Origin of the sequence: Nocardia sp. NBC_01009, assembly GCF_045208035.1 — a bacterium.
GTDB lineage: Bacteria > Actinomycetota > Actinomycetes > Mycobacteriales > Mycobacteriaceae > Nocardia.
In genome coordinates, this window is record NZ_CP108695.1 from 2092407 (window position 1) to 2119040 (window position 26634).

The 26634-nt window shown below is 66.9% G+C and carries 16 protein-coding genes; 11 read left to right on the plus strand and 5 right to left on the minus strand.

Annotated features, from left to right (window positions below; all coding sequences use genetic code 11):
- Window positions 1–32: 32 nt before the first annotated feature.
- The 3 genes from OHA42_RS09275 to OHA42_RS09285 all read left to right on the plus strand — a co-directional run bounded on the left by OHA42_RS09275 (window position 33) and on the right by OHA42_RS09285 (window position 13752).
- Window positions 33–10976: an amino acid adenylation domain-containing protein gene (locus OHA42_RS09275; protein WP_406236200.1), complete on the plus strand. Its 10944-nt coding sequence runs from the start codon at window positions 33–35 to the stop codon at window positions 10974–10976.
- A 237-nt stretch (window positions 10977–11213) separates the two neighbouring features.
- Window positions 11214–12236, plus strand: coding sequence for an alpha/beta hydrolase (locus OHA42_RS09280; protein WP_406239241.1), 1023 nt, complete (start codon window positions 11214–11216; stop codon window positions 12234–12236).
- Between the two features lie 277 nt (window positions 12237–12513).
- The gene (locus OHA42_RS09285; protein ID WP_406239242.1) at window positions 12514–13752 is read left to right on the plus strand and encodes an Nramp family divalent metal transporter; all 1239 of its coding nucleotides are present in this window, start codon (window positions 12514–12516) and stop codon (window positions 13750–13752) included.
- Between the two features lie 5 nt (window positions 13753–13757).
- Here the strand turns inward: OHA42_RS09285 and OHA42_RS09290 are convergent, their stop codons facing one another.
- Together OHA42_RS09290 and OHA42_RS09295 are read right to left on the minus strand one after the other, a co-directional pair.
- Window positions 13758–14783, minus strand: a complete 1026-nt coding sequence (locus OHA42_RS09290) for an SDR family oxidoreductase (protein ID WP_406236202.1) — start codon at window positions 14781–14783, stop codon at window positions 13758–13760.
- A gap of 748 nt (window positions 14784–15531) precedes the next feature.
- Window positions 15532–16335, minus strand: a complete 804-nt coding sequence (locus OHA42_RS09295; protein ID WP_406236204.1) for an enoyl-CoA hydratase-related protein — start codon at window positions 16333–16335, stop codon at window positions 15532–15534.
- Between the two features lie 166 nt (window positions 16336–16501).
- On the opposite strand from OHA42_RS09295, the gene OHA42_RS09300 reads away from it, so the two are divergent.
- Window positions 16502–17722: a TetR/AcrR family transcriptional regulator gene (locus OHA42_RS09300; protein ID WP_406236206.1), complete on the plus strand. Its 1221-nt coding sequence runs from the start codon at window positions 16502–16504 to the stop codon at window positions 17720–17722.
- A 1-nt stretch (window position 17723) separates the two neighbouring features.
- Here the strand turns inward: OHA42_RS09300 and OHA42_RS09305 are convergent, their stop codons facing one another.
- A complete protein-coding gene (locus OHA42_RS09305) occupies window positions 17724–19226 on the minus strand; it encodes an aldehyde dehydrogenase family protein (protein ID WP_406236208.1) in 1503 nt (500 codons plus the stop codon).
- A 370-nt stretch (window positions 19227–19596) separates the two neighbouring features.
- Between OHA42_RS09305 and OHA42_RS09310 the strand changes: the two genes are divergently transcribed.
- From OHA42_RS09310 to OHA42_RS09320, 3 genes are read left to right on the plus strand one after another with little or no spacing between them, the layout of a single operon-like run.
- Window positions 19597–20616 carry an ATP-binding cassette domain-containing protein gene (locus OHA42_RS09310; RefSeq protein ID WP_406236210.1) on the plus strand — a complete coding sequence of 340 codons (1020 nt, stop codon included), beginning with the start codon at window positions 19597–19599 and terminating at the stop codon, window positions 20614–20616.
- Window positions 20613–21440, plus strand: a complete 828-nt coding sequence (locus OHA42_RS09315; protein WP_406236212.1) for an ABC transporter permease — start codon at window positions 20613–20615, stop codon at window positions 21438–21440. The genes OHA42_RS09310 and OHA42_RS09315 overlap by 4 nt, the downstream gene beginning before the upstream one ends.
- The gene (locus tag OHA42_RS09320) at window positions 21437–22309 is read left to right on the plus strand and encodes an ABC transporter permease (protein ID WP_406236214.1); all 873 of its coding nucleotides are present in this window, start codon (window positions 21437–21439) and stop codon (window positions 22307–22309) included. The genes OHA42_RS09315 and OHA42_RS09320 overlap by 4 nt, the downstream gene beginning before the upstream one ends.
- Window positions 22310–22344: 35 nt before the next feature.
- Here OHA42_RS09320 and OHA42_RS09325 read toward each other — a convergent pair whose 3' ends face one another.
- Window positions 22345–23541, minus strand: coding sequence for a lycopene cyclase family protein (locus OHA42_RS09325; protein ID WP_406236216.1), 1197 nt, complete (start codon window positions 23539–23541; stop codon window positions 22345–22347).
- A 116-nt stretch (window positions 23542–23657) separates the two neighbouring features.
- On the minus strand, window positions 23658–24134 hold the full coding sequence (locus tag OHA42_RS09330) for a hotdog fold domain-containing protein (RefSeq protein ID WP_406236218.1): 477 nt from the start codon (window positions 24132–24134) through the stop codon (window positions 23658–23660).
- A gap of 521 nt (window positions 24135–24655) precedes the next feature.
- Between OHA42_RS09330 and rpsJ the strand changes: the two genes are divergently transcribed.
- The 4 genes from rpsJ to rplW are packed head-to-tail and all read left to right on the plus strand — an operon-like array spanning window position 24656 to window position 26614.
- On the plus strand, window positions 24656–24961 hold the full coding sequence (rpsJ, locus tag OHA42_RS09335; RefSeq protein ID WP_003938093.1) for a 30S ribosomal protein S10: 306 nt from the start codon (window positions 24656–24658) through the stop codon (window positions 24959–24961).
- A gap of 14 nt (window positions 24962–24975) precedes the next feature.
- Window positions 24976–25641 carry a 50S ribosomal protein L3 gene (rplC, locus tag OHA42_RS09340; protein ID WP_328409146.1) on the plus strand — a complete coding sequence of 222 codons (666 nt, stop codon included), beginning with the start codon at window positions 24976–24978 and terminating at the stop codon, window positions 25639–25641.
- Window positions 25638–26312, plus strand: coding sequence for a 50S ribosomal protein L4 (rplD, locus tag OHA42_RS09345; protein WP_328409148.1), 675 nt, complete (start codon window positions 25638–25640; stop codon window positions 26310–26312). The genes rplC and rplD overlap by 4 nt, the downstream gene beginning before the upstream one ends.
- Window positions 26309–26614, plus strand: coding sequence for a 50S ribosomal protein L23 (rplW, locus tag OHA42_RS09350; protein ID WP_040686547.1), 306 nt, complete (start codon window positions 26309–26311; stop codon window positions 26612–26614). The genes rplD and rplW overlap by 4 nt, the downstream gene beginning before the upstream one ends.
- The last annotated feature ends 20 nt before the right edge of the window (window positions 26615–26634 follow it).

Below are 26634 nucleotides of genomic sequence, written 5' to 3' on the forward strand. Positions count from 1 at the left end.
TATCGGCACGAGACATGGAAAGCGGTGCACGCATGACGCGCACGGCCCGGGTCCGGCCTACCAGGATCAGTAGAGCGCGCGCCACCACCTTGCCGCAATTGATCGCGGCCGCCGTGGACGCGAATCCGGCAGGCACCGCCATCGTCTGCGCCGATGCGACCAGCAGATCCGTCGCGCTGAGCTACGCCGAGCTGGACGAGCGCTCGACCCGACTTGCGCGGTTGCTCATCGAGCGGGGCATCGGCCCCGAAGACCTGGTCGCGGTGGCCATGCCGCGATCACTGCATTCGGTGCTCGCCGTGTGGGCGGTCGCCAAGACCGGCGCCGGGTTTGTTCCCGTTGACCCGAACTATCCGGCCGAACGGGTCGCGCACATGGTCGGCGATTCCGGGGTGCGCTTCGGGCTGACTGTCGCCGCAGTCCGTGACGATCTGCCCGACCTGGCCGAATGGCTGGTGATCGATACGCCGGATGCGGCACAGCTGCTGGAGGAGTATCCGGCGGATCTGATCACCTATCGGGATCGGGTGCGGCCGCTGTATGTCGAACATCCCGCGTACGTCATCTACACGTCGGGTTCCACCGGCAAGCCGAAAGGCGTGGTCGTCACGCACGCCGGGCTGGCCCGCTTCTGCGATGAGCAGCGGGCTGGCTATCGGGTCACGCGCACCGCGCGCACCCTGCATTTCGCGTCCCCGTCCTTCGATGCCTCGGTGCTCGAACTGCTGCTCGCACTCGGCGGCGCCGCCACCATGGTGGTGGTCGCGCCAACGGTGTACGGCGGTGCGGAACTCGCCACCGTCCTGCGTAGGGAAGCGGTGACCCATGCGTTCGTCACGCCGGCGGCATTGGCCTCGGTGGACCCGGCCGGTCTCGACGAGCTGGCCGTGGTGATCGTCGGCGGCGACGTCTGCCCGCCGGAGTTGGTGCGGCGCTGGGCGTTGCCGATCGGGCCGGAGCGCACGCGCGAGTTCTGCAATGGTTACGGGCCGACCGAGACCACCATCATGACCAATATCAGCGCGCCGCTGGTTCCTGGTGCGCCGGTGACCATTGGTGCGGCGATCCGTGGCGTCACCGCCCATGTGCTCAACGATCGGCTGCGCCCGGTGCCCGATCGGGTGATCGGCGAGCTATATCTCGCAGGAGCACCACTGGCTCGCGGCTACCACGGCCAGCCCGCGCTCACTGCCGCCCGCTTTGTGGCCGATCCATTCGATCCGGCCGGCGGCAGGCTCTACCGCACCGGCGATCTGGTGCGCCGTACTCCCAGCGGTGAGCTGGAATACCTGGGTCGCAACGACTCGCAGGTGAAAATCCGTGGGTTCCGCATCGAGCTCGGTGAGATCGATGCGGTGCTGGCATCGCATCCACACGTCGACTTCGCCGTCACGGTCGGTCACCGGCTCGACAGCGGGGCCACGGTTCTCGCGTCGTATGTGCACGCCGTGCACGGTATGCCGATCGATACCGGGGGTTTGGCGGCACTGGCCGAGCAGGCCCTGCCCGCCCACATGGTGCCCGCCGCGATCACGGTCCTCGACGCGGTTCCGCTGACGTCGAATGGCAAGCTGGATCGGACGGCGTTGCCCGCGCCGGTGTTCGAAGTGAAGGCGTTCCGCGCACCGTCGACACCGATCGAGGAGATCGTCGCGGGCACATTCGGTGACGTGCTCGGGGTCGCGCGGGTCGGTCTGGACGACAACTTCTTCGATCTCGGCGGTAATTCCCTGCTGGCCTCCCAGGTGACCGCGCGCCTGGATGCCGCGCTGAACACCCGGCTCGCGGTGCGCGACCTGTTCGACGCATCGACGGTCGGTGCACTGGCGTTGCTCGTCGAACGCAACGCAGGCTCGGGGCGGAGTAGGCCACGGCTGGTCGCTGGTGAGCGTCCGGAGCGGATTCCGCTGTCGCTGGCGCAGCAGCGGTATTGGTTCCTCAACCAATACGACACGGCCACCTCCGCGGTGGACAACATTCCGCTCGCGGTGCGGCTGTCCGGCGCGCTGGACGTGGTTGCGCTCGGCGCGGCGATCGGCGATGTGCTGATCCGCCACGAAGTGCTGCGGACCACCTATCCGAGTGCTGGCGACCATCCGCATCAGGTGATCCACCCGGTGCCCGCGACGCCGTTCGCGTTGGTTCCGTTCGACACCGACGAAGCCGATCTGGTGCCCGCGCTCATCGAATTCGCGTTGACCACTTTCGATGTCACGGTCGAGGTACCGCTGGCGATGGCGCTGTTCCGGTTGTCCCCGGACGAACACGTGGTGGCGTTCGTCGTGCATCATGTGGCGGCAGACGGTGCGTCGATGGGGCCGCTCGCGCGTGATCTGATGCTGGCATACGCGGCGCGCGTGGCCGGGAATGCGCCGCAATGGCTTCCGCTGCCGGTGCAGTACGCCGACTATGCGCTGTGGGAGCGGGCGGTGCTCGGCTCCGAGGATGATCCGGAATCACTTGCCGCACAACAGATCACGTACTGGCAGACGGCGTTGGCCGGACTGGCGGACCAACTCGAGTTGCCCACCGATCGCCCGCGCCCGCCCGCGCAGTCGTACCGCGGCAAGTCGGTTCGCTTCGAGATTTCGCCGGACCGCCACGCCCGGTTGCATGAGCTGGCGCGGGCACACCATGCTTCGCTGTTCATGGTGGCGCACGCTGCGTTGGCGGTGCTGCTCGCGCGGCTGTCGGGCAGCGCTGACGTCGTGGTCGGCACGCCGATCGCGGGTCGCGGCGAACGCGAACTCGATGATCTGATCGGAATGTTCGTCAATACGCTGATTTTCCGTGCGAGTGTGGGTGCAGACGAACGGTTCTCGGACCTGCTCGTCGATGTGCGAGAGCGGGATCTGGAGGCGTTCGCAAACGCGGACGTGCCGTTCGAGCGCATTGTCGAAGCGCTGAACCCGGCGCGTTCGACGGCGCGCAATCCGCTGTTCCAAGTGGGTCTGTCGTTCCAGAACCTGGCCGAGACCGCCTTGCAACTGCCGGGGCTGTCGGTCGGCGGTGTGGAATTCGACCTGCAGCTGGCCAAGACCGACCTGCATATCTCCTTGCACGAGCGGTATGCCGAGGACGGTACGCCCGCTGAGATCGTCGCCGAATTCGGTTACGCCACAGACCTTTTCGATGAGTCGACGGTGCGTGGGTTCGCGGATCGGTTTGTCCGGGTCCTCGATGCCGTGATCGCCGACCCCGAGGTCGTCGTCGGTGCGATCGATCTGCTGACGCCCGAGGAGTCGACGCGGATTCTCGCGGGCTGGAACGACACCGCGCATGCGGTCGATCCGGCCGCGACGTTGGTGTCGTTGTTGGATGCGACGGTGGCGACGTCGCCGGGTGCAGTGGCGTTGGTTGCCGATGAGCCCGATGGCCGGCGTGAGCTGACTTATGCCGAGCTCGATGCTCGGGTGAATCGATTGGCGCGGTATCTGATCGGGCGTGGTGTCGGTCCGGAGGATCGGGTGGCGTTGGCGATTCGCCGGTCGGCGGATCTCGTGGTCGCGATGTATGCGGTGGCGAAGTCGGGTGCGGTGTATGTGCCGGTGGACCCGGATCAGCCTGCTGACCGCGTCGATTACATCCTGGATACGGCTGGGCCAGTGTGTGTGCTGACGACGGCGAACGATGGATTCGTCTCTGCGGCGGTGGATTCCGTGGCGATCGACGAGGTCGATCTGTCGGCGTATATCGATGCGCCCGTCTCGGCGGATGAGCGTCGTAGTGTCCTGACGGCCGCGAACACGGCGTATGTCATCTTTACCTCGGGTTCGACTGGTCAGCCCAAGGGTGTCGCTGTCTCGCACGGTGCGATCGTCAACCAGCTGCTGTGGAAGGCGGACGAATTCGGCCTCGGTGCCGAGGACGCTGTGCTGTTGAAGACGGCGGCGACGTTCGACTTGTCGGTGTGGGAATTCTGGTCGGCGGCGGTGTGCGGTGGACGGGTGGTGATCGCCGCACCCGATGGCCACCACGACCCGGCATACCTGAACGAGTTGATGGCGCACGAGTCGGTGACGACGCTGCATGTGGTGCCGTCGATGCTGGATGTGTTGCTGGTCGGGCGGCTGCCGGGGTCGTTGCGTCGGGTGCTGGCGATCGGTGAGGCGTTGCCCGCGGCGACCGCGCAGCGGTTCCGGCGTAGTAGTTCTGCTGAGTTGTTCAACTTGTATGGTCCGACCGAGGCTGCGGTGTCGATCACCAATCACCGTGTCACGGATGCCGATTCGGTGTCGGTGTCGATCGGTGCGCCGGAGTGGAACAGTCGGGTCTTTGTGCTGGACGCGCGGTTGCGTCCGGTTCCGGTGGGTGTGTCCGGTGAGTTGTATCTTGCCGGTGCACAGCTGGCACGCGGCTACGTCGGGCGCGCGGATTCGACTGCGGAGCGGTTCGTGGCGAATCCGTTCGGGTCCTCCGAGCGTATGTACCGGACTGGTGATCTGGTGGCGTGGAATGCTGCTGGTGAGTTGGAGTATCGGGGTCGTACCGATTTCCAGGTGAAGATCCGTGGTTTCCGTATCGAGCCGGGAGAGATCGAGGCAGCGCTGCTGGCCTTGCCACAGATCGCGCAGGCCGCCGTCATCGCGCTATCCGATCCGAGAATCGGTGACCGATTGATCGCGTACCTGGTCGCGGCGGATCCCGGCTCGGGTGCGGACGTTGTTGCGGTGCAGGCGGCGTTGTCGAGGGTCCTGCCCTCGTACCTGGTGCCGAGTGCCTACGTGACACTCGACGCGCTGCCGCTGACCGCCAACGGCAAGCTCGACCGCACGGCATTGCCAGAACCGGAATTCGAGACGCGGGTCTTCCGTGCCGTCTCGACCCCGATCGAGGAGATCGTGGCGGGCGTGTTCGCCGAGGTACTCGGCGTCGAGCGCGTCGGCGCCGACGACGACTTCTTCGCGCTGGGCGGCAACTCATTGCTTGCCACTCAGGCCGCGGCCCGGGTCGGCGCGGCACTGGATACCCGAGTGCTGGTGCGTCAGCTGTTCGAAGCGCCGACTGTTGCGGGGTTGGCTGCCAAGGTCGAGCAGCACGTCGGCACGGGCGGGCGACTCGCATTGGTCGCCGGGACGCGACCGGAGCGAATCCCGTTGTCGCTCGCCCAGCTTCGAATGTGGTTCCTCAACCAATTCGACACCGACTCGGCGGCCTACAACATCCCGGTGGCGCTGCGGCTGTCCGGCGAGCTGGACATCGCCGCGCTGCACCTGGCCGTGCGCGACCTGGTCGCCAGACACGAAGTGCTGCGCACGCTCTACCCGCAGACCCCCGACGGCCCGATTCAGCAGGTGCTCGCACCGCACGAGGTGCCTGTCGATCTCGCGCCAGTGCACATCGCGGAAAGCGAGGTCGGCCGACAGGTGCAGCACCTCGCGGCCGCGGGCTTCGACGTCAGCGTCGAGGTCGCGTTCCGCGCCACCCTGTTCCAGGTCGACGACGACGAATACATACTGGTTTTCGTTGCCCACCACATCGGGGCCGACGGCTGGTCGATGGGGCCGCTGGTGCGCGACGTCATGCTCGCCTACTCCGCCCGCAGTGGTGGTGCGGCCCCGGCATGGACGCAGCTGCCTGTGCAGTACGCGGATTACGGCATCTGGCAGCGAGCACTGCTCGGCACGGAATCCGATGCGGACAGCGTGATTTCGGTGCAGGCCGGTTACTGGCGTACCGCGCTGGCCGGTTTGCCCGGCGAGCTGAACCTGCCCACCGACCGGACCCGTCCCCCGGTGCAGTCTTTTGCGGGCGGCACCACGGATTTCGTGGTCGACGCGCAGGTGTTCGCCGGCCTGCGCCGACTGGCTCGCGAGCACAACGCGACCATGTTCATGGTGGTGCACGCCGCGCTCGCGGTGTTCCTCGCTCGGTTGTCCGGCAGCGACGACATCGCCATCGGCACCGCGGTGGCCGGGCGCGGCGAGGCCGAACTCGACGACATGATCGGCATGTTCGTCAACACCCTGGTGCTGCGTACACAGGTGTCGGGTGAGCTCACCTTCGGTGAGCTGCTCGCCCGGACCAAGGACGCCGACCTGCAGGCCTTCGCACACGCCGACCTGCCGTTCGAGCGTCTGGTCGAGCTGCTCGAGCCGCCGCGCTCGACCGCGCGGCATCCGCTGTTCCAGGTGGCGCTATCGTTCCTCAATCTCCCCGACAGCAGCTTCGAGCTACCCGGGCTCAGCATTCAGACCGTCGATTTCGACATCACCGTCGCGCCGTACGATCTGGCCCTTGCCATCCGAGCGGCAGGTGACGGCGTCGGCCTGTACGGCGAATTCACCTACGCGCGAGACCTTTTCGACAATGCCACCGTCCGAGTATTCGCCGATCGATTCACCCGGCTGCTCGCGGCGATCGCCACCGGGCCGCATATCCCCGTCGGCGACCTGCCGCTGCTCGACGCCGCCGAAAGCGCGCTGCTGACCAGCCTGCACGGGGATCGGCCGATGGCCACCGGGCTGTTGCCCGACCTGCTGACGCGTGCCGTCCACGCCGACCCCGAGGCCATCGCCGTTCGCCACCAGGGCCGCTCGGTGAGATATCGCGAACTCGACAAATACTCCTCGCGGTTGGCGCGCGTACTCATCGACCGCGGCGTCGGCCCGGAGAGCCTTGTGGCCCTTGCCTTCCCGCGTTCCTACAACATGGTCGCCATGGTGTGGGCCGTAGCGAAGGCCGGTGGCGCGTACCTGCCGATCGACCCGACCTATCCCGAGGAACTGATTCGGCACATGGTGACCGACTCCGGTGCCATCGTCGGCGTCACCGCCGCCGCGTACGCCGAGGAGTTGCCTGGTCGCGGCTGGCTGGTGCTCGACGATCCCGGCACCCAAGCGGTGGTGACGGCATACGCGGCAGATCCGGTCACCGATCGCCACCGGCTGACGCCATTGCGGCCGCAGCATCCGGCGTATGTCATCTATACCTCCGGTTCGACCGGAATCCCCAAGGGCGTCACTGTCACCCACGCCGGACTCGGCGGCCTGATCGACTACGCGACAGAGGTGTTCGCGGTCGCGCCGCGGCACCGGTTCCTGCACCTGTGCTCGCCGAGCTTCGACCCGTCGGTCCTGGAATGGCTGTGCGCCTTCCACACCGGGGCGACCCTGGTAATCGCGCCGCCGGCCATGGTCGCGGGTCAGGAGCTGGCCGAATTACTGCGGACGGAACGGGTCACCCACGCGATCTGCACGCCCGCGGTGCTCGGCACGGTCGATCCGACGGGACTGTCGGAGCTCGAATTCCTCTGTGTCGGCGGTGATGTGACCACGCCGGAGCTGGTGGAGAAGTGGCAGCCGGGTCGCCGGTATGTCAATGGCTATGGGCCGACCGAGGCGACGGTCGCGGCCTCCTATGGTGATCTGCACCCGGGGCGGCGCGTCACGATCGGTAAGCCTGTGCGCGGAATGTCGTTGCTGGTGTTGGATTCGCGGTTGCGTCCGGTGCCACCCGGAGTTGCCGGTGAGCTCTATCTGGCGGGTGCGGCGCTGGCCCGCGGCTATCACAACCGTGCCGGACTGACGGCGCAACGCTTCGTCGCCGATCCGTGGGGCGGTCCCGGTGCGCGGATGTGTCGCACCGGGGATGTGGTGCGCTGGTACGCCGAACCGGGGGAGCGGGCGGGCAATGCCGCTGTGCCCTCGGTGGATTGGGAGCTCGACTGGGTCGGACGCTCGGACTTCCAGGTGAAGATTCGTGGTTTCCGCATCGAGCTCGGCGAGATCGATGTGGTGTTGGCGAGTCACGACGATGTGGAATTCGCGGTCACCCTCGGTCGTGATACCCGCAGCGGTGAGAAGACGCTCGTCGCCTATACGCTTGCCGCGCCGGGCCGGACCATCGATACAGCCGAGCTCGCCGAATATGCCGCGAGCATTCTGCCCGCGCACATGGTGCCCGCGGCGGTCGTCGTGCTCGACGAGCTTCCGCTGACCCCGGTCGGCAAACTCGACCGCGCTGCGCTGCCCGAGCCCGACCGCGCGCCGCGGCAGTACCTGGCGCCGTCGACCCCGCTGGAGCGGGTCGTTGCGGAGGTGTTCGCCGAGGTGCTCGGCGTCGAGCGCATCGGTGCGGACGACGACTTCTTCGCACTGGGCGGCAGTTCGCTGGTGGCGACGCGCGCGGCGAGCCGATTGCGCGCCGAGACCGGTGCCGCGGTGCGGGTGCAGTGGTTCTTCACCGACGCCACCGTCGCGGCGCTGGCTCGCCGGATCGGCGTCTCGGACACCTCCGCCACCGACGATGCCGCGTCGAATGTGAACTCCGCGCTGGAAGTATTGCTGCCGATTCGCGCGGCAGGCGCGGCCGCGCCACTGTTCTGCATTCACCCGATGGCCGGATTGGCTTGGTGCTACGCAGGTCTCGGGTCGTACGTGCCGAGGGATCGGCCGATCTTCGGGCTGCAGTCGCCCGCCCTGTCCGAGCCGGGTTACCTGCCGGATTCACTGGACTCGATGGTGCGCCGCTACGTGACGGAGATCCGCGCGGTGCAACCGGAGGGGCCCTATCACCTGCTCGGCTGGTCCCTCGGCGGCACGCTTGCACACGCCGTTGCGGTCGAACTACAGGCCGAGGGCGCGCAGGTCGCGCTGCTCGCACTACTCGACGGCCGCACCGGCGGCAATATCGCCGACTTCCGCGCCGAGATCCGGGCCGCCTTCGCCGAACTCGGCATCGACGCCTTCCCCGGCACCGCTGACCTGCAGGCGCTCGACGACGCCGCACTGGCCGCCCTGCACGCCGCCATCTCGCCCGAGCTGGCCGTCCTCACCAAAGAACGGCTCGGCCGGATCTACCGAGCCGCGGTGCGCTCTGTCGAGCTCGCCGTCGACCACCGGCACCGGGTCTTCCAGGGCCGACTGGACTACTTCACCGCCGCAGGTCACGAGACCGAGCACGCGGCCTGGCAGCCGTACGTCGCCGGCGCCATCGTCGCGCATCCGGTTCCCGCCCGCCACGAGCAGCTGACCTCCCCCGAGGCACTCGACATCATCGGTCCACAGCTCACCGCCCTGCTCGACCGGCAAACTGTCCCGAGCATCGCGATGCCGGAAGTTGGTGTCGCGCCGGTGTTTACGACGGCGCCCGGCATCGAACGGGCCGCCGAGGCCGCCGCCCCGGCGGCCGAGGTACCAGACGTTGCCTTCGTGCCGGTAGATGCGGCAGCGCCGGGTGTCGACGAAACACCGGTAGCTCCCACACCCGAGGTCGACGTGCCTCGAGTTGTCGTCGCGCCGAGGGGTACGACAGCGTCGAGTGTCGAAGGTAAGCGGGAGGTGGCTGCCGCACCCGAGGCCGGGGTGCCGGGCGTTGCGGTTGGGCCGATGGTTTCGACAGCGTCGAGGATCGAAGGAAAGCAGGAGGCGGCTGCCGCACCCGAGGCCGGGGTGCCGGGCGTTGCGGTTGGGCCGATGGTTTCGACAGCGTCGAGGATCGAAGAAAAGCAGGAGGCGGCTGCCGCACCCGAGGCCGGGGTGCCGGGCGTTGCGGTTGGGCCGATGGCTTCGACAGCGTCGAGTAGTGAAGGCATGCGGGAGGCGGCTGCCGCAGCCGAGGCCGGGGTCTCCGCTTTCACTGTGGTGCCGAGGGTCACCACAGTGCCGAACGTCGAACCACTCGCCGACGCCACGCCCCGCGGTGCGGCTCCGGAAGCCGTGCGGCAGTCGCCACGACTGGGGGAACCCCATGACGATGCAGCGGGTCCGCTGCCGTTGACGCCGAATGCTGTGCGTTTGCTGGAGGCGGGTGTCGAGGTGCGGGCGATCGTGATCGAGGTGCCGTCGAATTGTTCGGCCGAAGCTGTGCAGTCGGCTGTCGACACCGTGCTCGAACAGCATCCGATGCTGTGGGTCCGGTTGCGTCGTGACGAGCGCTCCGGTGCACCGGTGTTCGAGATCCCGGCCGCGGACCAGCGGCTCGACGAGGCCTTCCTGCAATTGGATGCGACGAGCACGGAGACCGCGCCGCCGCTGGATGATGTGGTGCGCGAGGTGGCCACCGAACTGGATCCCGCGCACGGCCGCAATATCCGCTTCGTCCTGATTCGGGGGCAGCACGACGCGACACTGGTGGTGGTGGCCAACGGTTTGGTGGTCGACGACGCCTCGTGGCGCACGATCATCGACAAGCTCTCCACCGCCTGGTGGCGTGGCAGACACGCCACCCCCGCGGTGCCGGAATCGGGTCTGCGCGAGCTGCTGCGGGAGTTGTCGCGGCGGTCGGAGGGCCCGGACGTCATCGATGAAATGTCTTGGTGGCAGGACACTTTGGGGGCGGTACCCGCGACCCTCAATCCCGTGGGTGACTCACATCCACGATCACGCCGCCGGGTGTCGCTGACCATCACCGCCGAGGGCACCGCGGCCGTCGCCGTCGCGGCCGCGGCGTATCAGGCCGAGGTCGAGGAGGTCCTGCTGACCGCGGTGGCCCTCGCACTGGTCACCGCCGCCGGTGAGACAGTCACCCGCACCATCGGCCCGGTGATCCGACTGGCCGCCGACGCCCGCTCGGTGACTGTGACCGACACCATTGTCGGCGGGTTCACCACGGACTACCCGCTCCCGCTGTGGCTGGACGGTGTGGATGTGGCGGACGCGCTCATCGGTGGCCCCGCGGCAGGCGTCGCGATCGGCCAGGTCAGGGAGCTGCGCCGGTCAGCGCCGGGACGTGGCGTCGGTTATGGCGTGTTGCGTTATCTCAACTCCGACACCGGCGCGCGGCTGCGTGCGCTGCCGCGGGGGCGCTTCGCGCTCCGGTATCGTGATCTGCGTCCGGCCCGGGTGCACAGCGAGGCGCCGAGCGGTGACCTGTTGCTCGACCTCACCGCCGATGCAACCGCCGAGGGCATGCTGATCCGCTTCGACTACGCCGCCGACGTGTTCGGCGGTGACGAGGTGAAGACCTTCGCCGAGCATTGGATCCGGGCATTGGGCGGGCTGGCCGAGCACGGCCAGCAGCTGATGGGCAGGTGACGCCCGTCTCGGTCGGCGAGGCAGAGGTGGTCGTGATTGGCCAGGTCAGGCATGATGGGGCAACATCGCAGTAACGATGGCCCCTGTTATCACGACGACATAGGCCGTATCGTCGGCGTGGTGCCGAGTGCGGATGCCCGGCGGCCAGGGGAAAGCCCAACCATAATCTCGATACGAAGTGAAGGTGTGAAATTGATCCGTCGACAGACTCGGCGCCGTGGCACGCGTGCCGCCGCGATGATCGCGGCCACCGCAGTTCTCGCGGGCGTCATGTCCGGATTCGGCACATCCACAGCGACGGCTGACCCGATCATCGATCAGAAGGCCCTGCTCGCCAACCCGATCGCGGCCGACGGCTCGAAGATCGCGAAGGCCGAGTACAAGGACGCGCGCAGCATCCGCCTGACCGTGTTCTCGGCGGCGATGGACAAGAACGTCACCATCGACGTGCAGCGCCCTGCCGATGCGTCGGTGCCGCGGCCGACCCTGTACCTGCTCAATGGCGCGGGCGGCGGTGAGGACGACGCGTCGTGGGTGGCCAAGACCGATGCGCTCAACTTCCTCGGCGACAAGAACGTCAATGTCGTGCAGCCCATCGGTGGCAAGTGGAGCTACTACACCGACTGGATCAAGGACGACCCGACGCTGGGCCGCAACAAGTGGAAGACCTTCTTCACCGAAGAGCTGCCGCCGCTGATCGACGGCGCGCTGGGCACCAACGGTGTGAATGCCATCGCCGGCCTGTCGACTTCGGGCACCACCGTGCTCGCCCTGCCGATCGCGAAGCCGGGTCTGTACAAGGCCGTCGCCGCCTACAGTGGCTGCGCCCAGACCAGTGACCCGGTCGGCTCGGAGTTCGTGAAGCTGACCGTGGAGACCTGGGGCGGCGGCAGCACCGACAACATGTGGGGCCCGGAGGGTTCGCCCGATTGGAAGGCCAACGACCCGTATGTGAATGCGGAGGGTCTGCGTGGTCTCGACCTCTACATCTCGACCGGCAACGGACTGCCCGGCCAGTACGACCAGCTGAACAACCCCTACGCGCTGCCCGGCTCCTTCGGTCTGGCCAACCAGATCCTCATCGGCGGCGTGATCGAAGCGGGCACCAACTTCTGCACCCACAACCTCCAGGGCAAGCTGAACCAGCTGGGCATCCCGGCGACCTTCAACTTCCGGAGCGGAGGCACCCACTCGTGGGGCTACTGGAACGACGAGCTGCATGCCTCCTGGCCGCTCCTGGCCAAGGGCCTCGGCATCTGATCTCACCGCGCGGCGGAGTCTGATCGAACCCGACCGCCCTGATTGTGTGAATCAACACAATCAGGGCGGTCGTTCCATGTTCGAAAGGTTGCGCAATGCCTGATTTCGCAGGTACATGGGTAACTCATCCGGCACGGGCCAACTCGACCGAACCGCCGACCGGTAGCCGCCAATGACACCGTTATGACACCTGAATCCGGCCTGAAGACCCGGAGAGGCGGACCAGACTAACCAAAAAGTTTGGTAACCCGTAAAATTCTGTTCTGTGAGTACAACCCTGGCCGAGTCGGCGCGCACCGCGTCGCATCGGGCGAGATCTGTCAGTGTCTTGCTCGGTCCGGCATTCGTAGCTGCCATCGCCTATGTCGACCCAGGAAATGTGGCGTCGAATATCAGCGCGGGCGCGCAGTTCGGATACCTGCTCGTGTGGGTCATCGTGATGGCCAATGTGATGGCCGGGCTGGTGCAGTTCCTGTCCGCGAAGCTGGGGTTGGTCACCGGCATGTCGCTGCCGGAGGCGGTGCGGGACAAGGCGAGTCGCCCGGTCCGGCTCGCGTATTGGGGTCAGGCGGAGACCGTCGCGATGGCGACCGATCTCGCCGAAGTGGTCGGCGGCGCGATCGCGCTGAAGCTGCTGTTCGGGCTGCCGCTCGTGGTCGGTGGCGTGATCACCGGTGTGGTCTCGATGGGACTGCTGCTGGTGCAGGACCGGCGCGGACAGCGGCCGTTCGAACGGGTCATCACCGGCTTGCTCGCCATCATCGCCATCGGCTTCCTCGCCAGCGTGGTGATCTCGCCGCCCTCGGTGTCCGGCACGATCGGTGGCCTGCTGCCGCAATTCCAGGGCGCCGAGAGCGTGCTGCTCGCGGCGGCCATGATCGGTGCGACCGTGATGCCGCACGCGGTGTACCTGCACTCCGGACTGGCCAGGGACCGCCACGGCCACCCCGAGCCCGGCCCGCTGCGGGTTCGGCTGCTGCGGGTCACCAAATACGATGTCGGACTGGCCATGGTGCTGGCGGGGACGGTCAATCTGGCGATGCTGCTGATGGCCGCGAACACCCTGCGCGGCCGCGAGAATGTCGACACCCTCGAGGGTGCCCACGCCGCGGTCGGCGAGGTCCTCGGTCCCGTCGCCGCGCTACTGCTGGCGATCGGCCTGCTGGCCTCGGGCCTGGCCTCCACGTCGGTCGGTGCCTACGCCGGCGCGATGATCATGGAAGGCCTACTGCGCCGCAAGATTCCACTGCTCATGCGTCGCCTGGTGACCCTGATCCCCGCGATCACCATCCTCGCTATAGGCATCGACCCCACTCGCGCCCTGATCATCTCGCAGGTCGTGCTGTCCTTCGGTATTCCGTTCGCGCTGATCCCGCTCGTCCGCTTCACCAGCGACCGTGTCCTGATGGGCGCCGACGTCAACCATCGCGTGACGACAGCGCTCGCCTGGTTGGTCGCGATCGTCATCAGCCTGCTCAATGTGGCGCTGATCTACCTGACGGTCACCGGTAACTGAGCCGCTCAGGCCCAGTTCTCGATCCAGTATTTCCAGATCAGCGGGGCATAGGCGGCCAGCGGCGGCACCTTGATATCGGTGCCGCTGAGCGCGGCGGTGGTGTGGCGGCAGTCGAACCAGCAGGTGAATTCGCTGTGCTCCAACACATCCAGTGGGACGCCGACGCGGGGGAGCAGCCAGCTGGTGCCCGGCACCCGCAGCATCATGTTCAGGGTGCGTTTGGGCATCACCTCCACCAGGTGCGGCGCCCCGGCCTCGTCGGCGAACAGGTTCAGCGCCTCGACCGCACTCTGCCTGCGCGGATCGACGAGGTGGTAGGTCATCGGCGTCGAACCCGGCTGGTGGGCAAGGTGATCCAGGGCGCGGGCGACGAAGTCGACCGGCACCATATTGGTTTCGCCGAGCTTCGGCACCAGCACCGGCAGGATTCTCGGCAGCTGCGCCGCCATCCGCAGTAGCCGGAAGAAGTAGTAAGGCCCATCGATCCGGTCGATCTCGCCGGTGCGGGAGTGGCCGACCACGATCGGCGGCCGATAGATACGCCAGTTCAGCGCGGACTCGCGCACGATCCGCTCGGCCTCGAACTTGGCCCGCTGCATCGGCGTTGTCAGCACCTGACCCTCGTCGAACATGTCCTCGGTGAAAAGGCCCGCGCACGAGCCTGCCACCTCCACTGTCGAGACATGATGCAGCAGACCGGCTTTCAGGTCCTCTGCGACATCGACCACGTGCCTGGTGCCGCCGCCGCGCGCGGTCAGGTCGTAGCTGGATGCCAGATGGAAGACCTGATCGATCGATCCGCGGTGCTCGGCGAGCCACGTCGGATCGATGCCGAGTCCGTCGGCGCCGAGGTCGCCGCGGACCGGCCGCACCCGGTCGCCACCGTCCCACTCGCGGGCGCAGCAGGCATACCGCGCGGCCGAGTCGGCGCCGGGCCGGACAAGCACATGGATATCACCCTCGCGTTCGAGCAGCGCGGGGATGAGGAACCGACCGATGAACCCAGTTGCTCCAGTAACCAGGTAAGTCATAGCCGATGAACATAGTCGCCCCGCTTGTTCGGTTCGCCGCCGGGACGGTCACACGGCATCCGAATAAATCGCAAGCTCAGCTACCGGCGCCCCATTCGGCACGATGACACCGTCTTAGCGCAGCGAGACCCAGCCCCAGAGTGTGCGTGCCCGTCTCGTACCGCAAGCGCCCGAGCCGCGGCCACCAAAGTCGCAAGATCCCCACAGACGTGCCCATTCGGCACGTTGACGCATTTCGAGCCCCAGCGAGACTAGCAACTTAGAGTTCGCGGCCCGGCCCACCTCCGCAGCCGCCGAAGTGCGTCCACCAAAGTCGCAAGATCCCCACAGACGTGCTCATTCGGCACGATGACGCTTTTCGTGGGCAGCGAGACCCAGCCCCAGACCTCGCAGCCCGTCCCCACCCTCACAACAGCCGAAGCGCAACCACCAAAGTCGCAAGCTCAACTACCGACGCCCCCACTCGGCACGATGACACCTTCCGAGCGAAGCGAGACCCAGCACCAGAGTTCGCGGCGCATCCCACCTCTACAGCCGCCTAAGCGCCCAAACCAAAGTCGCAAGCTCAGCTACCAACGCACCCACTAGGCACGATGACACCTTCCGAGCGAAGCGAGACCGAGCACTAGAGTTCGCGGCCCGTCTCGCTTCCGAGCCGTCGAAGCGCATGCGCCGCAGGCGCGAGTCTCGACGGCTCGGAAGCGAGACCAAGGGGGCCGCGAACACGCAGCGCCGCAGGCGCTGCAAATTAGATACCGAAGACCGGCTTGCGCTTGGTGAGCATCGCGGTCGCACCTTCGAAGAAGTCGGGGGACTGCAGGAGCTCGGTCTGGCCGGCCTTCTCCGCCGCGAGCGACGCGTCGAGTCGGGTCAGGGTCGCCGCGTTGAGCGCCTTCTTGGTGAGCTCGAGCGCGCGCCGCGGGCCCGCAGCGATCTTCGCCGCGGCAGCCTCCACCGTCGCGTCCAGTTCGTCCGCACCGAGCACCGCGGTGAACAGGCCGGCCGCTTTGGCCTGTGGTGCGGGCAGTCGCTCGCCGAGCAGCGCCATCTCGGCCGCGAGCGGGCGTCCCGCGGCCGCGGCGACCAGCGCGGCGGCGCCGCCGTCGGGCATCAGGCCGATATTGATGAAGGCGAGCAGCAGGTAGGACTCCTCGCTGGCGTAGACGAGGTCGGCGGCAAGTGCGATGCCGACACCGACGCCCGCCGCTGCGCCCTTGACTCGCGCGATAACCGGAATAGGTGCATCCACAATGGCTTTCACGAGTCGGTTGGCCGCATCCATCACCTGGTCGGAGGTGATGCCGCGCTGCGCCTCCGACGCGGTCGCCGCCAGATCGGCGCCGGTGCAGAAGTCGGCGCCCGCACCGGTCAGTACGATTACCCGGACCGAGGCGTCCTCGGCGGCGGCAAGGAAGGTATCCCCGAGCGCGACCATCGTGTCGTAGTCGACAGCGTTCTTTCGCTTGGGCTTGGTGATGGTCACTCGGAGCACCTTGCCGTCGTGGACGGCCGAGAAGCCCGCAGGAGTAGTTGCGGAATCGGCGTTGCTCATGTGGTGCTCCTGGTCTGGAAATTCGGTGGACCGGTTCTTGCGAGCCATCTGCAAGCAATCGCTTCGGATAGCCATGAATAATGGTTAACTTTGCGAATTGTGGTTAACTTAGGTTGATTTGTCCGGCGCTGTCAACCAGCGGCGCCGTCCGAGAACGGAGAGGTACATGGTCGCGGATCGCAGCGAGGTACATCTCGCTTCCGTGCGGCCTGATGCCGGCCAGTCGGTGCGGCGGCGTCCGAAGGATCGCAAGGTGCAGATCATCAGGGCGGCCGCGCGCGCGTTCAGCGAACGCGGGTACTACCCGGTCGGTGTCGACGAGATCGCGGCCGAGGTCGGGATCTCCGGGCCCGCGCTGTATCGACATTTCCGCAATAAGTACGCGCTGCTCGTCGCGGCAGCGGAGGAGGGCGCCCGGCATCTGCTGAAGGTCGCCGAGGCCGCGGACGATCCGCAACAGGAGCCTGCGCGGCGGCTGGACGCCCTGATCAGGGCGATGAGCGAACACACCATCGACATTCGGCGCGAGGCGGGACTGTACCGCTGGGAGCGGCGCTACCTCGAGCAGGAAGACCGGATTCGGATCCGGAAGATCTACGACGATCTCAACGCGACGGTGGCGGCGCCGATCGCGCTACTGCGGCCGACCGCACCACCCGAGGACGTGGCGATGCTCGCTGCCGCGGTGCTCAGCGCGATCGCCAGCGTCTCCGCGCACCGCACCGCGTTGTCCACCACCCGGCTGCTGCCGTTGCTGCACGACATGTGCTGGTCGATTCTGCGTGCCGAACTGCCGCCCGCACCCCAGCAGCGCAATCCCGGCCCCGCCACCCGTGGCCTTCCGGTCACCTCGAAACGCGAACAGCTGCTCACCGAGGCGATCCGGATCTTCGGCAGGCAGGGCTATCACGAAGCCAGCATCGAGGAGATCGGCGCGGCTGTCGGTATCAATGCCTCCAGTGTGTACCGGTACTTCACCAGCAAGGCCGACCTGCTCGCGGCGGCCTTCCACCGCACGGGCGACCGGGTCGCCATCGCGATCACCGAGGCGCTGGCCGAGGCAACGAGCCGTCCGGACGCGGTCCGGCGCATCGCCTTCCGCCAGGCCAGGCTCACTTTCTCGATGCCCGAGATCATGCCGGTCTACTACGCCGAGTTCAGCAATCTGCCGCAGACCGAGCAGCACAAACTGCGCGCCATTCAGCGTCAGAACGTCCTCGAGTGGGCCAACCTGCTGGACGGCGACCCCGTCGAGGCCCGCTTTCGGGTGCACGCCGCCATCGGCCAGGTGATCGATGTCGGCAGGCTGACCAAGTTCGACGCGCGCCCCGAACAATTGGCCCGCGTCTGTGCGCTGATGGAAGCGGTGCTCCTCGGCGCGAGCTGAGTCAGCCCATGCGTCGGTGGCGGACCCGGAAGATGGCCTTGGCCAGGCGGAGATCGCGGGGATGGCGGTCGAAGGTCGAAAGATTCACCGGCGCCTGGTAGCGCTTGCGCGCGATGGCCAGCGTCCGGCTGAACTCGCGCAGACCCTGGTCGCCGTGATGGTGGCCCTGGCCGTATTCCCCGACACCGCCGATCGGCAGCGCGGGTATCCCGGCGTAGGCGGTCGAGGAATTGACAGTCACAACGCCGACTCTGAGCTGCTCGGCGAACGCCTCGGCGCCGTGCACATCGCGAGTGAATACCGAGACCGCGACACCGTTGCCGACCGCGTTGATGCGCTGCACGGCCTCCTCCACATTCGCCACTTTGTTGACGATCAGCACCGGCCCGATGCCCTCGCCGGTGATCGCGACGCTCTCCTCCGGCACGTCGGCGAGCACGATGGGCTCGATGTAGGGCTCGCGGATCGACTCCAGCCCGCCGACCACCGCCCTGCCGCCACGGGCCAGCGCGTCGCGCACCTGTTTGCGCACCACATCGACCTGCGACTCCAGAATCATCGGGCCGTAGGACGCCCGCTTGTCCGCGCCGGGTCGCAGCCGCCGCGCCTGATCGGTCACCAGTTCGAGGAAACGGTCGTAGACCGAGTTCGCAACGTAGGCGCGCTGGATGCCGTTGGCATTCTGGCCCGCATTGGCCATGGCGCCGAATACCGCGGCCTCCGCGGCGTCGTCGAGCTTCGCATCGACATGGACGATCATGGCGCCCTTGCCGTTGCGCTCGACGACGACCGGCGTCATCGTCTGCCCGCACAGCGAGATCACCTCACGCGCACCCGCGTCGGAGCCCGCGTACGCGATCTTGTCCACCTTGGTACGGCACAGCGCGGCGCCGGTCCCGTGGTCGCCGGTAACCACCTGCAGCACAGGCTGATTCGGGGCGAGTCGGCTCCAGCTCTCGGCCAGCCACACGCCGACGCCGGTGGTGAGCTCGTTCGGCTTGAATACCACCGTGTTGCCCGCCGCCATCGCATAGGCGATCGAGCCCATCGGGGTGAACACCGGGTTGTTCCAGGGCCCGAGCACCCCGACAACGCCGAGCGGCAGATAGCCGACAGAGGCGCGCTGATTGCGGGTCAGCCAGGTGGATCCGAGGCGGCGCCGGTCCAGTACACGAGCGGCATTACGTGCCGCCCAGTCCAGGTTCTCGACGGCGAGCATCACCTCGATTGCCGCGTCCGCCTCCGGTTTTCCGGTCTCCTCGCACAGGATTTCCACCAATTCGCTTGCCCGCCTGGCAATGCTGCGTTTCCAGTCGAGCAGCCAGCGTTTGCGTCCGCTGAATCCCAGTTCGGCCCACCACTTTTCGGCCGAGCGTGATGCGCGCACCGTGCGGTTCAACTCGCCGGTGCCCATCACGGCGTAATTCCCGACGACTTCGCCGGTGCGCGGGTCGTAGGACGTCAGCACGTTCGATCGGCCCGATCGCTGCGCGGTCTCGGCCATGGTCACCTCCCGCAGAGTCGATCCGGCGCAGACGCTTCGGGGTGAAGCTGCGCTGCCGCCGACGAATGAGTGCGTGCGTTCCCCCGGATAGCAGACTATGGTCGCCGCGGCGGCCCGACAAGGCGCTGCCGCCGCCCGTGTGCTGCCCCGGACGGCGGAGACCGGCATCAACCCAGCGCGGAGCCGATCGCCCACGGTTAATGTGATCAAGCACACAGTTGGGGGTGCGGTCCTGTGGGTATCGCGCCGGCGACCGTTCGCGGATCGAGGGGCCGGTAACATCGCGCCAGGCGCTACGGATCACCAACCCGGACGTATTTGTGCGTGCGTGCCGACGACCTGGTCGCCCCCGGCCGATAGTGGAGAGTTGATGCCGAGCTTGAACCAAACAGATTCACACCCCGACGACGCCGTGGCTGTCACCAGCGAGGCCCGGGACGTCGAGTATGCGGTCGTCGTGGACGATGTCCGGAAATCGTTCGGTGACGTGCACGCGCTGCAAGGGGTCAGCTTCCGCGCCGAGCGGGGGAGCGTGCTCGGGATCCTCGGTCCGAACGGCGCAGGCAAGACGACCGCGGTGAAGATCCTGTCCACGCTGCTGCGCCCGGACTCCGGCACGGCAACCATCGCCGGGCACGACATCCGCAAGGACCCGGCCGCGGTGCGCCGATCGATCATGATGACCGGGCAGTACGCCGCGCTCGACGAAAACCTGTCCGGCCGCGAGAACCTGGAACTGTTCGGCCGTCTGATGGGGCTGGGTAAATCCGCCGCCCGCAAGCGCGCCGATGTACTGCTGGAGGAATTCGACCTCGTCGGTGCGGGCCGCAGGCCGGTGCGCGGCTACTCCGGCGGCATGCGTCGCCGCGTCGACATCGCCTGCGGTCTCGTGGTACGGCCCGAGGTCGTGTTCCTCGACGAGCCGACCACCGGCCTCGACCCACGTAGCCGCCAGGGTGTCTGGGATCTGGTGACCGCGCTGCAGAACCAGGGCATCACGGTGCTGCTGACCACGCAGTACCTCGAAGAAGCCGACGTGCTCAGCGACAACATCATCGTCATCGACAAGGGCAGGGTGATCGCCGAGGGCACCGCCGACGAGCTCAAGGCGAAGACCGGCGGAAGTTACTGCGAGGTCGTTCCCCTCGACCCGAAGCGGCTGAACAACGCCGCCACCGCGCTCGGTGATCTGGTGCCCGCCGCGGTGCTCGCCGAAATCAACGGCGGCGACCGGATCTCCATCCCGGCGCCCGAAGGCGCTGCCACCCTCACCGAGGCGCTGCGTAGGCTCGACTCCGCGGGGATCGAGCTGGCCGACATCGCGCTGCGGCGGCCCTCCCTCGATGACGTCTTCCTCTCCATCACCGGCCACACGGGTGGTGCGGCGTGACCGCTTCCACCGCCGAACGCGTCCTCGACATCGACGCGGCGTCGCTGTTCGCCGAGCTACCCACGGCAAGGCGGTCGTCGTTCGGGCAGTGGCGTTCGCTGACCGGCCGGATCGTCAGGACGATGGTAACCAAGGGTGAGTTGATCGTCGCGATCATCACTCCGCTGGTGTTCACCGTCGGTTTCTATCTGCCGCTGCGCTACGTGATGAAGTTCCAGGGCATCGACTACGCGCAGTTCGTGATGCCGATCATCGTGTTGCAGACCATGGCATTCACCATGATGTCGAACGCGCAGCTTGCCGCATTCGAGTCGTTGACCGGATTCACCACTCGGTTGCAAACCATGCCGATCGGCAAGCTTGTCCCGTTTACGGCGCGGATCTGTGCGGGGCTGGTCCGTTCGGTCACCTCGTTGACCGCGGCGCTGATCTTCGGTCACATGATCGGCTTCCGTTTCGTCGCAGGGTTCGGCCAGGCCGTGCTTTTCTGTGTGTTCTCGCTGGCGATCGGGACCGTGCTCGCGATCGGCGCAGACACGCTCGGCATCCTCAGTAAGAACCCGGAATCGCTGAGCCAAGCACTGACACTGCCGACCCTGATCTTCGGCATGCTCTCGTGCGGGTTCGTCCCGGAACGCAGCTTCCCGGAGTGGATTCAGCCGTTCGTGCGCAATCAGCCGATCTCCCAGTTCTCCTTCGCACTGCGCGATATGGCCCATGACGGGGTGACGTGGCAGGTGCTGTGGGTGCCATTGGTCTGGGTGTGCGGGCTGGCGATCGCGTTCGTCCCATCGGCGGTCTTGGCGAGTGTGAGGCGGCCATGAGTTCAGCAGAGGCAACCATGACCCATCCCGTCGCCGAGGACATCGAAACGGCGGGCAACTCCCCACTTCCCATGGTGACCGCACAATCCGAACGCGCGTTGAGCACCTGGCTGGCTCACAGCGTGATCCAGTGCAAGCGATTGCTGCTGACCTGGGTGCGTGACCCGTCGACGACCATTCAGACGCTGCTCTATCCGGCGCTGACGCTGCTGATGTTCCGTGTCGTGCTCGGTAAATCGATTACCGCGGCCACCGGTATTCCGAGCATCTACGGTCAGGTCGCGATGATCACGCTCATCGCGGCGATGACCGGCGCTGTTGTCAGCGCGCTCGGGTTCAAGCGCGAGAAGGCGACCGGCCTGCTCGGTCGTTTCTGGACCATGCCGGTGCACAGGGCCGCGGGCCTGACCGGTCGGATTCTTGCCGAGGCTGTCCGCATCTTGTTCAGCACCCTGTTCGTGACCGCGGTCGGCTTCGCCATCGGCTTCCGCTTCGGCCAGGGGCCGCTCGCGGCCATCGCGCTGATCAGCATTCCGGTGCTGTTCGGTATCGGTTTCGCCGTCCTGGTCACCGCGCTAGCGACGATCACCGAAGGCACCTTGCTCGTCAGCCTCATCGGCATCTTCAATACCCTGCTGATGTTCTTCAACACCGGCTTCGTCCCGGTCTTCGCCTACCCGGTTTGGCTGCAGAGCACGGTCGAGAACCAACCCATGAGCTGTGCCGTCGATGCGATGCGCGGACTGTCCTACGGCGGGCCGGTAGCCGAACCCCTCATGAAGAGCCTCGCCTGGAGCATCGGCCTGATCGTGGTCTTCGCCTATCCCGCGATTCGCGGTTACCGCCGCGCGGCCGAAACCGGTCGCTGACCACTGTCATCGAAGGGCGCGCCGGTGGCTCGGAGCTACCGGACGCGCCCTTCTGTGCGTTCCGACGACTCGGTGAACGGGTAGTCGACCCAGCGATTCCGATTGGTCCAGCCGACGAGGTCATAGCGCCAACGGAAGGGCCAGGTATGCGCGACGGTGTTGAACAGGATCGCGCCGAGCGCGGTGTAGTCGGCGTGGGCCGAGAGCAGGGCGCGTTGGCCGCGCGGTGACGCGGTGAAGAAGGCGTCGAACATCGAGACGGACTGTTCGGTGGTCAGGCGGCCGAGGCCGAATAGGCCGCGCATGCGCATCCAATAGGTCAGCCGGGCCTGCCACGGCCATAGTTCGGCGATGGGGTCGCGGCCCTGCTGGAGTGCGCTGACCGCGGTGTCGACGAGGGCAAGGGAATCGGCGACGCTGTATCCGGTGCACGGGTGCATCATGCCGCCGCGCGATCCGAACGGAATCGCTTGCGCCGTCCCCTTTTTCGGTGGCGGCTGGTCGAGCGGGTAGTGCGCGGCCTCGCTCGGCTCCGCGCCGGTGAGGGTGATCCCGTGTAGTGCCAGCCTGTTCAGGGTGCGCTTGCGCAATTCGTGCTGTGGCATGCCGCCGAGCAGGCCGAGGCTGGTTTCCTCGAAGATCACGGTGTCGTTGCCGAGCGGGACGGCATAGAGGAACGAGGGCGGCTCGTCCGGTCCCGCGCCGTTTTCCGGCCGCCAATCCAGCAGCAGTCCTTCGCCGTCGGCGACCATCGGTGCCGCGGTCTCGGCGTCGACGAAGATGCCGTGCGCGCTCGCGGCGCGGCGCCGTCCGAGCGCGGGCAGCCCGCGGGTATCGAAAACCATTGCAGCCCTGAGGATTGTGCCGTCGGCGAGCTCGGCCTCGTTGGCATCGACCCTGGTGGCCCTGCCGGCGATCACGGTGGCGTCGTCGAGTGGCAGCGCAGCGCGCAGGCCGGTCTTCGACAGCACGCAATAGGGGCGTTCGATGCGATGCTCGGTGCTGGTCCAGACGGTCGGTGCGGCGATCCTCGTGGCAATCGCGCTGGGCGGCAACCACTCCGGCAACTCGTCGATCCAGCAGGAGAAGGTGGGCGGCCACAGCCGGTCGGGTCGCGGGTCGACCGCGGTGACCCGCAGCCCGGCCCGCATCGCGCGGTGTGCCAGCGCCCGGCCGGTCGGGCCGAGCCCGACCACGCAGAGATCGACATCCCGGCCGGCGCTGACACTCATACCGGCATTCAAACCGCGCGGCCACGCCGATGCAACTGTCTGCGACACCGATCACCGTGTTTCCCGAGGCGGCCGTCGCCATCCTCGGGAAACGCGGTGCCGAATGCGATCGCCTGCTACTTCGGGGTGACCCAGGTGGTGATGTCGGCGTGCACAACCTCGAGCCCGTTCTTGTCGTAGATCGCGACGGGCACGATCAGTTCCTGGCCCTCGGTGATCCGAGTGAAGTCCGGAATCTCCGGCAGCTTCGCGACCGCGCGCAGCCCGGTCTCCGCCTTGGCCAGGTACTGGACGTTCATGGCCTTCGGGATCCAGCGGTGCGTGTCCGGCACCGTCGCCTCGCTGAGCATTCCCATCGCCACCTCGGCCAGGTTGCACGCCGCGATGGCGTGGTAGGTGCCCAGATGGTTGTGGATGCCGAACCACTTCGGCGAGGTCACCTCGCACAGTCCGGGCTCCAGCCGCACCACGCTCGGCAGCACCGTGCCGAAGTACGGCACCCGCGCGACCATGCCGAGGGAGAACAGCGCGTGCCCGAGCCGGTTGTCCGGCAGCTTCTTCCAGCCGCGGTATGTGGCGGTCTCTTTCGTCATGCCCGTATCTTACTCATAAGTAAGTTCTCGGACGGTAGGGTCCGGACTCCGGATTTCGCGGCGCGATCGACTCGGGGGCGCGCCCGGGATTCACGTTCTGACCTGCGCTGTGGGCGGCCGGTGGCGTTGTGCGGGGGGTGGATTTGAAGTCATCGGCGGCGTCGGGCATACTGTTCGGGTTGCCTTGCACCGGGCCATGCCTGTTCCTCGGGTTGTGGTGGGTGGCGAGGCGAGCAATACCCAATCGTGTACCTCGCTGGATTCCAGCGTGGGTACGTCCGGGACAGTGTTCCGAAGCCTGAGGTGAATTTCGATTCCAGGGCAGAGGAATGAGCGGATGGGCGACACGCCCGACCGCGTGGACCGGAGAACCATGACAGATGAACAGCGGCGAGGATCGGGCGTGCCCGGTCGCGATCTCTTAGCGAGACGTCTTCGTGTGTTCGGGCTGTGCAAATTGAGGGTGGTACGGAAGCCAGCTTCCGGATCACGAAGGAAAAGCGGAGAAAAGGACACTTAGCGTGGCGGGACAGAAGATCCGCATCAGGCTCAAGGCCTACGACCACGAAGCGATCGACGCCTCAGCGCGCAAGATCGTGGAGACGGTGACCCGCACCGGGGCCCGTGTCGTCGGGCCGGTGCCGTTGCCGACCGAGAAGAACGTGTACTGCGTCATCCGTTCGCCGCACAAGTACAAGGACTCGCGCGAGCACTTCGAGATGCGTACGCACAAGCGGCTGATCGACATCCTCGACCCGACGCCGAAGACGGTTGACGCGCTCATGCGTATCGACCTGCCGGCCAGCGTCGACGTCAACATTCAGTGACGGGGACTCGAGACATGACTGATAACAAGAACAGGCCAGCGGCCGGCATCCTGGGCACCAAGCTCGGCATGACCCAGGTGTTCGACGACAAGAACCGCGTCGTTCCCGTGACCGTCATCAAGGCCGGACCGAACGTCGTTACCCAGATTCGCACCGTGGAGCGCGACGGCTACAGCGCCGTCCAGGTCGCTTTCGGCGCCATCGACCCGCGCAAGGTGAACAAGCCGGTCTCCGGTCAGTTCGCCAAGGCCGGTGTCACCCCGCGTCGCCACGTCGCCGAAATCCGCGTTGCGGATGCTTCCACCTTCGAGGTCGGCCAGGAGCTGACTGCCGAGGTGTTCGAAGAGGGCGCGTACGTGGACGTGACCGGCACCAGCAAGGGCAAGGGCTTCGCAGGCACCATGAAGCGCCACGGCTTCGCCGGTCAGGGCGCCTCGCACGGTGCGCAGGCCGTGCACCGCCGCCCGGGTTCCATCGGTGGTTGCGCCACCCCCGGCCGCGTGTTCAAGGGCATGCGGATGTCGGGCCGGATGGGCAACGATCGCGTCACCACGCAGAACCTGTCGGTTCACAAGGTGGACGTCGAGAACGGCCTGCTGCTGATCAAGGGAGCGATCCCGGGTCGTCGCGGCAACGTCGTCGTCGTCAAGAGCGCCGTGAAGGGTGGTGCACACGCATGACAAGCCTGGAGAAGAAGACCAATCTGACGCTTCCGGTCAAGGAACTGGGCGGCAAGACCAATGGCACCGTCGAACTCCCCGCGGAGATCTTCGACGCGACCGCCAACATCTCGCTGATGCATCAGGTTGTCGTCGCGCAGCTTGCTGCGGCCCGTCAGGGTACGCACGCCACCAAGACCCGCGGTGAAGTCCGCGGTGGTGGCAAGAAGCCGTACCGGCAGAAGGGCACCGGCCGCGCCCGTCAGGGCTCGACCCGCGCGCCGCAGTTCGTCGGTGGTGGCACGGTCCACGGCCCGCAGCCGCGTGACTACAGCCAGCGCACCCCCAAGAAGATGATCCGCGCTGCACTGCGTGGAGCGCTTTCGGACCGTGCGCGCAACGAGCGCATCCACGTGATCACCGAACTGGTTGCCGGGCAGGACCCGTCGACCAAGACGGCCAAGAGCTTCCTCGCGGAGCTTTCGGACCGCAAGAAGTTCCTCGTCGTCCTCGGACGCGAAGATCTGGCGGCCTGGAAGAGCGTGCAGAACCTCGAGTTCGTGCACCCGATCGCGCCGGATCAGCTCAACACCTACGACGTGCTGGAAAGCGACGAAGTGGTGTTCAGCGTCGAGGCCTTGAACGCCTTTGTGCACGGCCCCGCCGAAGCTGCACAGGAGGAGAGCAAGTGACCACCATCGCCGACCCCCGCGACATCCTGCTGGCGCCGGTCATCTCGGAGAAGTCCTACGGACTGATCGAGGAAGGCACCTACACCTTCATCGTGCACCCGGACTCCAACAAGACGCAGATCAAGATCGCCGTCGAGAAGGTTTTCGGCGTGAAGGTGACCAGCGTCAACACCGCCAACCGTCAGGGCAAGCGCAAGCGGACCCGCTTCGGTTACGGCAAGCGCAAGGACACCAAGCGCGCGCTCGTGACCATCTCGGCCGACAGCAAGCCCATCGAGATCTTCGGAGGCCCGGTCGCGTAAGCGCCTGGGAATCCAGAAAG

Bases quoted from the DNA above. Each gene is read 5' to 3' on its own strand.
- OHA42_RS09325 (WP_406236216.1), bottom strand. From the start codon at position 23,541: ATGAGTGTCAGCGCCGGCCGGGATGTCGATCTCTGCGTGGTCGGGCTC.
- rplD (WP_328409148.1), top strand. From the start codon at position 25,638: ATGACAAGCCTGGAGAAGAAGACCAATCTGACGCTTCCGGTCAAGGAA.
- OHA42_RS09300 (WP_406236206.1), top strand. From the start codon at position 16,502: ATGGTCGCGGATCGCAGCGAGGTACATCTCGCTTCCGTGCGGCCTGAT.
- OHA42_RS09280 (WP_406239241.1), top strand. From the start codon at position 11,214: ATGATCGCGGCCACCGCAGTTCTCGCGGGCGTCATGTCCGGATTCGGC.
- OHA42_RS09310 (WP_406236210.1), top strand. From the start codon at position 19,597: ATGCCGAGCTTGAACCAAACAGATTCACACCCCGACGACGCCGTGGCT.
- OHA42_RS09295 (WP_406236204.1), bottom strand. From the start codon at position 16,335: ATGAGCAACGCCGATTCCGCAACTACTCCTGCGGGCTTCTCGGCCGTC.
- OHA42_RS09290 (WP_406236202.1), bottom strand. From the start codon at position 14,783: ATGACTTACCTGGTTACTGGAGCAACTGGGTTCATCGGTCGGTTCCTC.
- OHA42_RS09330 (WP_406236218.1), bottom strand. From the start codon at position 24,134: ATGACGAAAGAGACCGCCACATACCGCGGCTGGAAGAAGCTGCCGGAC.
- OHA42_RS09275 (WP_406236200.1), top strand. From the start codon at position 33: ATGACGCGCACGGCCCGGGTCCGGCCTACCAGGATCAGTAGAGCGCGC.
- OHA42_RS09305 (WP_406236208.1), bottom strand. From the start codon at position 19,226: ATGGCCGAGACCGCGCAGCGATCGGGCCGATCGAACGTGCTGACGTCC.
- OHA42_RS09320 (WP_406236214.1), top strand. From the start codon at position 21,437: ATGAGTTCAGCAGAGGCAACCATGACCCATCCCGTCGCCGAGGACATC.
- rplC (WP_328409146.1), top strand. From the start codon at position 24,976: ATGACTGATAACAAGAACAGGCCAGCGGCCGGCATCCTGGGCACCAAG.